Genomic DNA, 12,299 nt, shown 5'->3' on the forward strand with positions numbered 1-12,299 from the left:
CTCAAGGCTTACCTGGTCCGATGTGGCAAACTAGCGCAACGGTGGCAGTGATAAGCTACTGAAAAGGAGAAGTTATGAAACGTGCCATTTTATTTGCCGCCTTGCTGGCAACTTTATCCCCGTTGGCTATCAGCACAGCACAAGCCGACAGCGCCACCATCAATTTGGGTCCGGGCGTTACGCTGCATCTCGGCGATCGCGATCGTCATGGTAATTATTGGGACGGCGGTCGCTGGCGTGAACCGCGCTGGTGGAACGATCGTTATCGTTACGATGACCATCGCTGGTGGCGTCATGAAGAATGGAAACGTCATCGCGCCTATGAACGTGAGCGCGAACGTCGCTGGCATGAACGTGAACGTCGTGACCATTGGCGTCACGATCATCGCCATGATGATCGTCGTGATCACCGCGATCACCATCATCACTAAACAAAAAAATCCCGCTAATGAGCGGGATTTTTCTTTTATAGGTCCGTTACCAACCGAGCGCTTCGCCGACCAGTAAGTAGAGATTGAGGGCGATGACCAGCACCACAATCAGCCGTCCGGCATTCTGCATCAGGCGCGAGTTCACCATCTCATCACCCATCAATTCCCGGTTGCCGGTAAATGACAGCAACGGAATTAGCGCCAGCGCGATACCGAAACTCAGCAGCACCTGGCTCATTACCAGAATGCGCGTGGGATCCCAGCCCGCCCAGATGACAATAAACGAGGGCAACATGGTAATAGTGCGGCGGAACCACAGCGGAATGTGGAAACGAATAAAGCCCTGCATCACCACTTGTCCCGCCAGCGTGCCAACCACGGTAGATGAGAGACCGGCGGCCACCAGACTCAAACCAAATACAATTGCCGCCGCTTGGCCCAACAGCGGTTGCAGCGTTAAGTAAGCCTGATCGAGATCGACAATGCTGGAGTGGCCGCTGAAGTGGAACGCTGCGGCGGCGGTTGCCATCATCGCCAGGTTCACAAAGCCAGCGATGGTCATGGCAATCGCCACATCCAGCTTGGTTGAGCTGTAGCGTTGCGCCTTGCTGCCTTTATTACCGTGCTGCGTCAACGCCGAGTGCAGATAAATGACGTGCGGCATAATGGTGGCGCCTAACACGCCAGCGGCGAGGAAGACCGCATCTGACGTCGGCAACGATGGCAGCGCCATACCGACCACCAGCTCACTCACTTTTGGCTGGGAGAAAAACAGCTCCACAATATACGCCGCCGCTACGAACAGCAGCAGGCCGCCAATCACCAATTCCAGTGGCTTCTGCCCGCGACTTTGCAGCATCAGAATCAGGTAAGTCGCGATACCGGTTAACACCGCGCCCTGCAACAGCGAAATGCCGAGTAAAAGCTTGAAGCCGAGCGCTGCGCCAATAAACTCAGCGAGATCGGTGGCCATGGCGATGATTTCCGCCTGCACCCAATAGAACCACACCGCCGGACGCGGGAAGCGATCGCGGATGTGTTCTGCAAGATTTTTGCCGGTGGCAATGCCGAGCTTGGCGGACATCAGCTGGATCAGCATCGCCATGAAGTTGGCCCACACCACCACCCACAACAGCTTATAGCCGTAGGCGGCGCCGGCCTGAATGTTGGTCGCGAAGTTGCCGGGATCGATATAGCCAATCGCCGCGATAAAAGCGGGACCCAGCAGCGCGAGTTTGATCTTTCTGGCTCCGCGAGCGGCGCGCTCAGCGGTGCGGCTTTCTAGCATAGTTTTACCCTGTCTTAACGCTTGTTGACCCGACCAGATTAAGGGTCATTCAAGGCAGATGAAATTTGGTTATTGTTATTGTATTAATAGATGGTGCTATGAAGTATAGCCATTGCTATACATTGCGGTAAAGCCAGTTCTTGCCAAAAATACGTGCAACGCAAATGACTCTACGCTTGGGTCATTTTATAGACAATGTTTTTGTGGATATTTCTTGTGATGGATTTGTAATGGGGTTGTGAGCGGTCAGACTTATCTGAGAAAAATCGCGATAGCGAATACTTATAATGTGGTTTTGATCTCGTTTTTAAGTAACGCGTTACATAGAATACGCAACAAAATACAACCCTCCTCAAATTTGGAGCCGACATGTCCCATGTTTTGCATTTTATTTTAGCACTAGTGGTGGTAGCGGTGCTGGCCTTGCTGGTCAGCAACGATCGTAAAAGCATCCGTCTTCGTTTTATCGTACAGCTTCTGGTCATCGAATTGTTGTTGGCGTGGTTCTTCCTGAACTCCTCCATCGGTCTCGGCTTCGTGCAGGGCTTCGCTGGCTTCTTTGATCATCTGCTCAAATATGCCGCCGAAGGGACCAACTTCGTGTTTGGCAATATGAGTGAAAAAGGTCTCGCCTTCTTCTTCCTCAACGTGCTTTGCCCAATCATCTTCATCTCTGCGTTGATTGGTATTTTGCAGCACTTCCGCATCTTACCTTGGGTGATTCGCGGTATTGGTACCGTACTGTCAAAAGTAAACGGTATGGGAAAACTGGAATCTTTCAACGCCGTAAGCTCTCTGATTTTGGGACAGTCAGAAAACTTTATCGCCTATAAAGATATCCTCGGCAAAATGTCACAACGCCGCATGTACACCATGGCTGCGACCGCCATGTCGACGGTTTCCATGTCGATTGTCGGCGCCTACATGACCATGCTGCAGCCAAAATATGTGGTGGCCGCGCTGGTACTGAACATGTTCAGCACCTTTATCGTGCTGTCGCTGATTAACCCGTACCGCGTTGATAGCGAAGAAGATCTGCAATTGCAGGACCTGCACAAAGGCCAGAGCTTCTTTGAAATGCTGGGCGAATACATCCTCGCCGGTTTTAAAGTGGCAATGATTGTCGCTGCGATGCTGATTGGTTTTATCGCCTTAATTACCGGTCTGAACGCGCTGTTCGATCTGATTTTCGGCATCAGCTTCCAGGGCGTGCTGGGTTATGTGTTCTATCCATTTGCGTGGGTGATGGGCGTTCCTTCACACGAAGCGCTGCAAGTGGGCAGCATCATGGCAACCAAACTGGTTTCCAACGAGTTCGTGGCGATGATGGATCTGCAGAAAATCGCCGGTCAGCTGTCGCCACACTCGGAAGGCATTCTCTCGGTGTTCCTCGTCTCCTTTGCTAACTTCTCCTCTATCGGGATTGTGGCGGGCGCGATTAAAGGTCTGCACGAAGAGCAAGGTAACGTGGTTTCACGCTTCGGCCTGAAACTGCTGTACGGTTCAACGCTGGTGAGCGTGCTTTCAGCCGCTATCGCTGGCCTAGTGTTGGCCTTCTGATCAAAGGGGCGAGCTGCGGCTCGCCCTTCTCTTCTTATTTATTTCAATCGGTTCTATCCCGCCTCGCCCCGGCGTTTCCCCCGCCATCACCCGCTTCACCATGAAACGCAAAACCTTTGCACAATATTGAATTTCCGTTCACACCGCCTGCGCCCGTAGTTTTTCTCCATGACGTCACTTCAGGAGAACCGCATGAGCATTCAATTCCTTGGCATGATTGGCCACCGCCTCGCCTCCGAGATTATCCCGGCTAGCGGCCCGCTGTTCGATAAAGAGTACATTGCACGTTTTGCGCGTGCGCATGAAGACGCTGGTTTTGATCGCATTCTGGTGGGCTATTGGTCGGATCAGCCGGATGGCTTTCTGGTGACCGCGCACGCGGCGGCGCACACCTCAACGCTGAAATTTTTGCTGGCGCATCGCCCCGGCTTTGTGTCGCCAACCCTGGCGGCGCGCAAACTGGCTTCGCTTGATCACTTAACCGACGGCCGTTTAGCGGTACACATTATCAGCGGCGGCAGCGATGCCGAGCAGCGCCGCGACGGTGACTTCCTCAACAAAGCCGAGCGCTATGCTCGCAGCGATGAGTTTCTTACGGTGCTGAAGCAGAGCCTCGAATCCGTTCAGCCGTACGATCATCAAGGTCAATTTTATCAGGTCGAGCAGGCGTTTTCGGCCATCAAACCGTTGCAGAAAAAACTGCCAATCTATTTTGGCGGATCGTCGCAGGAAGCGATTGATGTCGCAGCACGGCATGCCGATGTGTTTGCGCTGTGGGGCGAACCGCTGAAAGGTGCGGAGGAGACGGTACGCAACGTGCGCGCTGCTGCTGCCAGACAGGGGCGCGAAATCAACTTCAACATCTCGTTCCGACCGATTCTTGGCAAAACTGAAAAAGAAGCCTGGGAACGCGCGGAACACATCCGCGCCACGGCAGAGAAACAGCTCAACGAAACTGGCTTTGCCTTTGGCAAGGCGAAACCGCAGAGCGTTGGCGCACAGCGTTTACTCGCCGCCGCCAATGAAGGCGATCGTCTGGATAAAGTGCTGTGGACCGGCGTCGCAAAACTGGTTCAGGGCGGCTACAACTCCACCGCGCTGGTGGGAACGCCGGAACAAGTCTCCGATGCGCTGCTGGAATATTATCGCCTTGGCATCCATAGCGTGCTGATTCGCGGCTTCGACCCGCTTAACGATGCGGTGGAATATGGCCGTGAACTGATTCCGCTGACGCGCGAGAAAGTCGATGCGCTCTCCGCCGCAGATAAAAGGAGCGCCTGAATCTGATGAGCCATTATCAGCACCAGCGCCTGCGCGATTTCGTCGCAAATCTGGCTAATTTGCTGGATACAAAGCCCGAGGAAGCCACGGTGTTACAGCGTGGCAGCGAGTGGCTTGGCGAATTGATTCGCCACGACGACTGGCTGGACGACGCCTTTAGCCAACCTCATCCCGAACACTATCAACAATATTTGTTGTATGCCGATGCGCAGCAGCGCTTCTCGGTGGTGAGTTTCGTTTGGGGGCCGGGCCAGCAAACGCCAATTCACGACCATCGCGTATGGGGATTGATCGGCATGCTGCGCGGCGCGGAAATTTCACAATCCTGGCAGCCGGGGCCGAACGGATTACAGTCGGAAGGCGCGCCCGTTCGACTCGATCCAGGCAGCGTTGAAGCGGTATCGCCAACGGTCGGCGATATTCATCGCGTCAGCAACGCCTATGACGATCGCGTCTCCATCAGCATTCACGTTTATGGTGCCAACATTGGCGCGGTCAGACGCGCGGTCTACCGCGAAGACGGCAGCGAAAAAACGTTTATCTCCGGTTACAGCAACCGCTACTTACCGAACATTTGGGACCTTTCACATGACTAAACCGGTTTTCCCTTTACGCCAGGCGGCGGAACTTATTGATGCGCTGCGTCAGCAGCAGGAAGTGGCGATTGTCGATGTGCGCGATGAAGCGCTGTTTGCCACCGCGCATCCGCTGTTTGCGGTGAATATTCCGCTGTCAAAGCTGGAGCTTGAGCTACTGGACCGCATTCCGCAGCGCACCACCACCATCACGCTGTATGACGGCGGCGAAGGCCTGGCGCAAACCGCTGCCGAGCGCATTGCCGCACTGGGTTACAGCAATGTTGCGCTGCTGGCGGATGATTTGGCCGGCTGGCAAGCGGCGGGCGGCGAACTGTTTATCGACGTGAATTCACCCAGCAAAGCGTTTGGCGAGCTGGTTGAGCATCACAATCACACCCCTTCGTTGTCAGCGGACGAAGTGCATCAGCTGATTAACAGCGATGCTAACGTGGTGGTGCTGGATGCGCGCCGTTTCGATGAATATCAGACCATGAGTATTCCGGGTGCCACCAGCGTGCCAGGCGGTGAGCTGGTGCTGCGCGTGCGTGATATCGCGCCATCGCCGGAGACCACGGTGATTGTCAACTGCGCCGGTCGCACACGCAGCATCATCGGTACGCAATCGCTGGTGAATGCCGGAATTCGCAATCCGGTGTTTGCACTACGCAATGGCACCATCGGCTGGACGCTGGCCGGACATGCGCTGGATAAAGGCCAGTCGCGCCGCTACGGCGAGAGCAGCGAAACCGCTCAGCGTCAGGCGGCGAACAATGCGCGCAGCATCGCAGATCGCGCCGGTGTAGAACGTATCCCGCTTGCCACGCTGAAGCGTTGGCAGCAAGAGACGCGCACCACTTATCTGTTTGATGTGCGTGATGCCGACGAGTACGCCGCCGGGCATCTGCCTGGCAGCCGCCACGTACCGGGAGGTCAACTGGTACAGGAGACCGATCATTACGCCAGCGTACGCGGTGCGCGCATCGTGCTGATTGATGATGACGGCGTGCGCGCCAATATGACCGCATCCTGGCTGGCGCAGCTTGGCTGGCAGGTTTCGGTGCTGGAGGAGCTGCAGGCCAGTGATTTCAGTGAAAGCGGTAACTGGAAAGCGCAGGTGCCGCCCGTTGCTCAACCCGAATTCATCTCACCGCAGCAGTTAGCGGAATGGTTGCAGGAAGGGCAAACGCAGGTACTGGATTTCACCACGCGCGCAAACCATCTCAACAGCCATATTCCGGGCGCGGCCTGGTTGCTGCGCTCTACTCTGCAACAGCAAGGCAAAGCGTTGTTGCCGGAGGCACGTCGCTATGTATTAACCTGTGGCAGCAGCCTGCTGGCGGGCTATGCGGTGGAACAGGTGGATGAGCTGACCGGTAAACCGGTGTTTGTGCTGGAAGGCGGTAACGCTGCCTGGCGCGGCGCGGGTTTGCCAACGGAGCAAGGAGAGCAGCAACTGCTGTCACCGGCCATCGATCGCTATCGTCGCCCGTATGAAGGCACCGATATTGAAGCGGGCGTGATGCAGGCTTATCTGGACTGGGAATACGGTTTGGTGGCGCAGTTGGATCGCGATGGCACGCACGGTTTCCGTGTGCTGCAATTGCAGTCGCAAGCTGTTACGGCCTGACAAAAATTCCGCGTTATGCAGTAATGTGGTCGCCATAAATGGCGACCCTACAAACGACAAAACCGCAATTTATTGCGTTGCGTTTAGAAGGTGATTTTTTTGAATGTGTTCAGAACGAACAGAGATTTGGTGGAGATAAGCGGGATCGAACCGCTGACCTCTTGCATGCCATGCAAGCGCTCTCCCAGCTGAGCTATACCCCCACATCTGGAAATCATTTTTCGGTCAAACCGTTGGGAGCGGTTTGGTGGAGATAAGCGGGATCGAACCGCTGACCTCTTGCATGCCATGCAAGCGCTCTCCCAGCTGAGCTATACCCCCGAACCGAAAAACTGCCGAGTAAACTCGACGGACTGGATAATATGAAACCGCCTCTTGAGTGTCAACGTCAAATTCTCGTTCTGTGTTTGATCGCTGAAAAAGGCGTCAACCCCGCGTCAGCATGGCTTTTTTTTCTACACTTCATCCCAAATCGCCTCTATTTATTTGCGCTATCCAACAATGCTCACCAAACCCAACCTCAACCCAGCGTTAATTTAAGGTTAAAGATGTTAGGAGCAGTCTTGTTTTCGTTAAAAGTGCGTGTAAAACTTAGCGCGCTAATTAACCGGTCATCCTGCCAGGGTGTTCTCTCAATGACCGGCCAGCAACGTCCCCATTAATCCATATAAGAAAAGTGAATTATGTCGCTGCATACACCTAAAGAGATCGCTCAACTGGCGATTCAAGCTGGCGTGGCTAAAAGCCGCCTTCCTATCTCCACCTTGTTAATTCTTGGCTTCATGGCCGGTGCGTTTATCGCCACAGGCTTCCTGCTCGATCTGCATGTGATTAACCAACTGCCTGCTGAATGGGGCTCATTCGGCGTGCTGCTCGGCGCTGCGGTGTTCCCGGTTGGTTTGATCATGACGGTGCTGGCGGGCGGTGAGCTGCTGACCGGCAATATGATGACGATGCCAATCGCCTGGTTCGCGCGTCGCATCAGTGGCTTCAGCGTACTGCGTAACTGGTTTTGGGTTACCGTCGCCAATTTTATTGGCAGCGTTGCAGTAGCATGGTTTTTTGGTCATATGCTGGGCATGACAGAGGGCGATTACCTGAAGAAAACCGTGGCGATTGCGCACGCTAAAGTGAATGCCGATTTCCTGCACGCCTTTATTTCCGGCGTAGGCTGCAACTGGCTGGTGTGTCTGGCGGTGTGGCTCGCCTTCGCCAGTAAAGATGTGGTGGGTAAAATCTTCGGTATGTGGTTCCCGGTGATGGCGTTCGTGGCGATTGGCTTCCAGCACGTTGTCGCTAACATGTTTATTGTTCCGGCAGCGATTTTTGCCGGCCAGATGAGCTGGGCGGAGTTTGCGCCAAACGTAATTGCGGTGTTCCTTGGTAACGGCGTGGGCGGTGCAATTTTTGTTGGCCTCACCTATTTCATCGCTTTCCGTCCTGAACAACCCGCAGTGAGCGAAGCGCAATAACCGAATTTTGCCTTTTGTTGGAGAGCAGAAGGCATTTTCTGCCCAGGTTACTTTTCCCCGTTACGTTTTGTTGTAATATGTAGAGCTAATGTATTTAACAGGGATTGCATCGTGAAAAAGGAATGGCTTACCCCCGAGGAGCTCGCGCTGGAAACGGGCTACAGTCGGCAAACGGTGAATAAATGGATTAAACGTGAAAACTGGACAACTACGCCAAAGCCCGGTGTTCAGGGCGGTAAAGCGCGATTGATCCATATTGATGAGCGTGTAAAGAGCTTTGTTCAGTCCACCCGCCACGCGAACGAACCGGCGGCTAATTACGGTGCACAACAAAATACGTTACCTGCGTTATTAATAAATTCTGTCCAGCAAATGACAGCAGCGGAGCAAGAGCAATTTGCGGCGTTGTTATTGCGGGAGGGAATTCGAGGCGTACTGGAGCGTCTGGGGATTCAGGAAGAATAAATAAGCCGGAAGCAGATGCTTCCGGCTTTTTCATATTATGCGTTGGCTTCACGCTCAGCGATGAAGCCCAGCGCTTTCTCAATACGCGCAACGCTGCGGCTGCGACCAATCGCTTCTACCGTCACATCCAGCGCCGGTGACTGGCCAGAACCGGTCACCGCCACACGCAGTGGCATACCCACTTTGCCCATGCCCAGCTCCAGCTCATCTGCCGCAGACTGAATTGCATGATGCACATTCTCAGCGTTCCAGTTGCTGTCGCTGATGGCGGCCAGTTTGTCACGCACCACTTCCAGCGGCTGACGCGCGACCGGACGCAGATGCTTCTTCGCTGCGTCAGCATCAAAGGCTTCAAACTCTTCATAGAAGTAACGGCAAGATGCCGCGATCTCTACCAGAGTTTTGCAACGCTCGCCCAGCAAGGTAACCAGCTTAGCCAGTTCCGGACCAGTGCGGGTATCTATCTTTTGCTGCTCAATGTGCCATTGTAGCTGCGTAGCAACGTATTCCGGCGGCAGCGTATTAATGTAGTGATGGTTCAGCCACTGCAGTTTTTCAGTGTTGAAAGCACTGGCTGATTTGCTCACCGCATCCAGAGTGAACAGCTCTGCCATTTCCGGCACGCTGAAAATCTCCTGATCGCCATGTGACCAGCCGAGACGCACCAGATAGTTGAGCAGCGCTTCCGGCAGATATCCATCATCGCGATATTGCATCACGCCGACCGCGCCATGACGCTTAGACAGCTTCTTACTGTCATCGCCAAGGATCATCGAGACGTGCGCGTAGGTTGGCACTTCTGCACCGATCGCTTTCAGGATGTTGATCTGGCGTGGCGTGTTGTTGATATGGTCTTCACCACGAATCACGTGAGTAATGCCCATATCCCAGTCATCCACCACTACACAGAAGTTGTAGGTTGGCGAACCATCGGTACGACGAATGATCAGGTCATCCAGTTCCTGGTTGCTGAATTCAATCGGGCCACGAATCTGATCGTCAAAGATGACAGAACCATCCTGCGGGTTGCGGAAGCGCACCACGCACGGCTCATCAGCAGCGTGATGTTCATGGCTGTCGCGGCAGCGGCCGTCATAACGCGGCTTTTCGCCCTTTTCCATCTGCTCTTCACGCAGCGCATCAAGACGTTCTTTACTGCAGTAGCATTTATAGGCCGTGCCCGCTTCCAGCATGTCGTCGATCACCGCGTTGTAGCGATCAAAACGCTTGGTCTGATAATACGGACCTTCATCCCAGTTAAGGCTCAGCCAGTTCATACCATCCATGATGGCTTCAATGGCTTCCGGTGTGGAACGCTCCAGATCGGTATCTTCGATACGCAGAACAAATTCGCCCTTGTTATGGCGAGCATAAAGCCAGGAGTAAAGAGCAGTACGAGCACCGCCTACGTGCAGATAGCCGGTTGGGCTGGGTGCGAAGCGAGTTTTGATTTTCATTCAGCATTGCCTTAAATGCGCAGGTTTTATTGTCTGGATGACAAAAAAACGGGTTAACGCGAAAAAACAGTGCGCACATTCTAGCAGGTGAGGCTGATTCCTCAATGATTGTCGCGGTGGCATCCGGGTTTGCTGTGCGCTTTTCTGCTAATAAAACCAGCACATTGGCGAAAAGCGCCCCACGATGATTATTTTTAAAGCGAACGCACATTTAAGTTTTAAAAACCGTTGACTCACTTTGAAGGATCCCTATAATGCGACTCCACACAGCGGGGGTGATTAGCTCAGTTGGTAGAGCATCTCCCTTACAAGGAGGGGGTCGGCGGTTCGAGCCCGTCATCACCCACCACTCTTTAGAAGGTTTGAAGGTGGCCCGCAGTGAACAAGAGATAAGATATGGGTGATTAGCTCAGTTGGTAGAGCATCTCCCTTACAAGGAGGGGGTCGGCGGTTCGAGCCCGTCATCACCCACCATATCTTAGTCAGATGACGCTCTTGTTAAGCAGTACGAAGTGGGTGATTAGCTCAGTTGGTAGAGCATCTCCCTTACAAGGAGGGGGTCGGCGGTTCGAGCCCGTCATCACCCACCACTTCGGGTCGTTAGCTCAGTTGGTAGAGCAGTTGACTTTTAATCAATTGGTCGCAGGTTCGAATCCTGCACGACCCACCAATGTAGAAAGGCGCCCTAAAGGCGCCTTTTTGCTATGCGTAGAACTTGCCTCACGCTCGCCAAATCCCAACAAAACCTTTTCGCAAGCTTAACACTCCCTGCCCTCAAGCCTCCCGCTGCTCTGACCGATAACGATAATGGTCTATTGCAAGGAGAAAACCATGTCTATATCCAGCGTTAGTAGTGTCAGCACCGCAAGTAGCGGCGGCGGATCGACCTCAGAAATCGCCAGCCTCAACAAACAGATTCAATCCATCACCAAGCAGCTGAAAGATCTTTCCAGCGACGATACGCTCACCGATGAACAAAAATCGGAACAGGAGCAGATGCTGCAATCACAGATTCAAATGATTGAAGCGCAAATCGCGCAGATTGAGCAGCAGCAAGCCGAGAAAGCGCAACAGAAACAGGAAGCTCAGCAACCTGCGGCGAACAAAGCCGATGGAATTAACCGTCCGACGGATACCAATCAGATCAACGTGTACGTTTAAAACGCCGGCTTCAGCATGCGTTGTTGCGTCAGCAGGGCCGCCTGCTGACGCACTTCCTGCCAGATTGCTTCTGCGGCGGGTGTCAGCGAGCGGTTTTTGCGCTTTATCAGCATCAGGCTGCGATTAATTTCCGGATAGAGACGTCGCACCGTGAGTTTGCGTCCTGACGGCAACGGCAAGGCCAGTGCAGGCAAAATACTAATGCCAATCCCCGCTTCCACCATCGGATAAAGCGTGGCGGGATGGCCGATTTCCTGCACCACATTCACATTTAACGCCAGCTGTTGCAGCGCGGCATCGACTAACACGCGACTGCCAGAAGCATAATCCTGCAATACCATATTGCGTCCGGCCAGCATCGACCACTGCGCCTGTGCAATTTGCGCCAGCTCGTCATCTTCATGACACAGCAGTAGAAAAGGTTCCTGTAGAATCTCTTCGCTATCGAAATCGGTGTCGTTGAGCGGTCCAATCACAATACCAAAATCAACCTCCGCATTGCGTACGCTTTGCAGCACCCATTGCTGCACGCGGTCATGCAGGATGACGCGGATATCGGGATAGCGCTGCTGGCTGCTGGCCAGACACTGCGGCATCAGGTGGGCAGAAGGCGTTTGACTGGCGGCAACACGCACCGTGCCGCTGCGCTGTTCGCCATAGCTGCGCACATCCAACACGGTGGTGTTGAGATCTTCCAACAGACGATTAAGCCGCGTGGCCAGCTGCTGCCCCGCTTCGGTCAGCATCACTTCTCGCGTGGTGCGATCCAGTAAGCGTACGCCCATTTCCGCTTCCAGCTCTTTAATGCTGTGGCTAACCGCAGACTGACTCAAACCAATCGCTTGTCCGGCCAAACTAAAGCTGCCGTGATGCGCCACCGCCACAAAGGTTCGCAACTGGCGTAAGGTGTAATTCATCGATATCACTCATAGATTAATGCAATAAATCAATTTTATTTCTAAACCCAGCGGGCGCACAA

The 12,299-nt window shown here is 53.9% G+C and carries 11 protein-coding genes and 6 tRNA genes; 12 read left to right on the top strand and 5 right to left on the bottom strand.

The annotated features are described in order from the left end of the window. Positions 1-74: 74 nt before the first annotated feature. Entirely contained in the window at positions 75-431 is a 357-nt protein-coding gene (locus tag VIJ98_RS13865) for a DUF2502 domain-containing protein (protein ID WP_008101350.1), read from the top strand. 46 nt (positions 432-477) lie between these two features. On the opposite strand, the gene VIJ98_RS13870 is transcribed toward VIJ98_RS13865, so the two are convergent. Further along, a complete protein-coding gene (locus VIJ98_RS13870) occupies positions 478-1,719 on the bottom strand; it encodes an Nramp family divalent metal transporter (RefSeq protein ID WP_323274514.1) in 1,242 nt (413 codons plus the stop codon). A 369-nt stretch (positions 1,720-2,088) separates the two neighbouring features. Between VIJ98_RS13870 and VIJ98_RS13875 the strand changes: the two genes are divergently transcribed. The 4 genes from VIJ98_RS13875 to VIJ98_RS13890 all read left to right on the top strand — a co-directional run bounded on the left by VIJ98_RS13875 (position 2,089) and on the right by VIJ98_RS13890 (position 6,765). After that, positions 2,089-3,279 (top strand): NupC/NupG family nucleoside CNT transporter, encoded by a 1,191-nt coding sequence (locus tag VIJ98_RS13875; RefSeq protein WP_008101354.1) that lies wholly within the window; start codon positions 2,089-2,091, stop codon positions 3,277-3,279. 192 nt (positions 3,280-3,471) lie between these two features. Then, positions 3,472-4,560, top strand: coding sequence for an LLM class flavin-dependent oxidoreductase (locus VIJ98_RS13880; RefSeq protein ID WP_323274516.1), 1,089 nt, complete (start codon positions 3,472-3,474; stop codon positions 4,558-4,560). A 5-nt stretch (positions 4,561-4,565) separates the two neighbouring features. Continuing rightward, on the top strand, positions 4,566-5,156 hold the full coding sequence (locus VIJ98_RS13885) for a cysteine dioxygenase (RefSeq protein WP_154155761.1): 591 nt from the start codon (positions 4,566-4,568) through the stop codon (positions 5,154-5,156). After that, the gene (locus VIJ98_RS13890; protein WP_323274518.1) at positions 5,149-6,765 is read left to right on the top strand and encodes a rhodanese homology domain-containing protein; all 1,617 of its coding nucleotides are present in this window, start codon (positions 5,149-5,151) and stop codon (positions 6,763-6,765) included. The genes VIJ98_RS13885 and VIJ98_RS13890 overlap by 8 nt, the downstream gene beginning before the upstream one ends. 127 nt (positions 6,766-6,892) lie before the next feature. Here VIJ98_RS13890 and VIJ98_RS13895 read toward each other — a convergent pair. Next, positions 6,893-6,968 (bottom strand) — tRNA-Ala (locus VIJ98_RS13895). A 42-nt stretch (positions 6,969-7,010) separates the two neighbouring features. After that, positions 7,011-7,086 (bottom strand) — tRNA-Ala (locus tag VIJ98_RS13900). A gap of 362 nt (positions 7,087-7,448) precedes the next feature. Between VIJ98_RS13900 and VIJ98_RS13905 the strand changes: the two genes are divergently transcribed. Further along, complete coding sequence (locus VIJ98_RS13905; protein WP_008102137.1) at positions 7,449-8,237, top strand: formate/nitrite transporter family protein; 789 nt, start codon at positions 7,449-7,451, stop codon at positions 8,235-8,237. Positions 8,238-8,348: 111 nt separating this feature from the next. After that, entirely contained in the window at positions 8,349-8,702 is a 354-nt protein-coding gene (locus VIJ98_RS13910) for a YfeC-like transcriptional regulator (RefSeq protein WP_008102134.1), read from the top strand. Between the two features lie 35 nt (positions 8,703-8,737). Here VIJ98_RS13910 and gltX read toward each other — a convergent pair whose 3' ends face one another. Further along, positions 8,738-10,159, bottom strand: coding sequence for a glutamate--tRNA ligase (gene gltX, locus VIJ98_RS13915; protein ID WP_008102132.1), 1,422 nt, complete (start codon positions 10,157-10,159; stop codon positions 8,738-8,740). 273 nt (positions 10,160-10,432) lie between these two features. On the opposite strand from gltX, the gene VIJ98_RS13920 reads away from it, so the two are divergent. From VIJ98_RS13920 to VIJ98_RS13940, 5 genes are all read left to right on the top strand, one after another. Next, a tRNA-Val gene (locus VIJ98_RS13920) sits at positions 10,433-10,508 on the top strand. Between the two features lie 49 nt (positions 10,509-10,557). Next, positions 10,558-10,633: transfer RNA gene (locus VIJ98_RS13925), tRNA-Val, on the top strand. Positions 10,634-10,673: 40 nt separating this feature from the next. Next, a tRNA-Val gene (locus VIJ98_RS13930) sits at positions 10,674-10,749 on the top strand. A gap of 4 nt (positions 10,750-10,753) precedes the next feature. Further along, positions 10,754-10,829, top strand: a tRNA-Lys gene (locus tag VIJ98_RS13935). Between the two features lie 161 nt (positions 10,830-10,990). Beyond that, on the top strand, positions 10,991-11,320 hold the full coding sequence (locus VIJ98_RS13940) for a FlxA-like family protein (protein ID WP_154155757.1): 330 nt from the start codon (positions 10,991-10,993) through the stop codon (positions 11,318-11,320). Here VIJ98_RS13940 and VIJ98_RS13945 read toward each other — a convergent pair. Continuing rightward, positions 11,317-12,237, bottom strand: a complete 921-nt coding sequence (locus VIJ98_RS13945) for a LysR family transcriptional regulator (protein ID WP_008107779.1) — start codon at positions 12,235-12,237, stop codon at positions 11,317-11,319. The genes VIJ98_RS13940 and VIJ98_RS13945 overlap by 4 nt on opposite strands. Positions 12,238-12,299 lie beyond the last annotated feature (62 nt).

Source organism: Pantoea sp. S18, from assembly GCF_045689705.1.
Lineage (GTDB): Bacteria > Pseudomonadota > Gammaproteobacteria > Enterobacterales > Enterobacteriaceae > Pantoea > Pantoea symbiotica.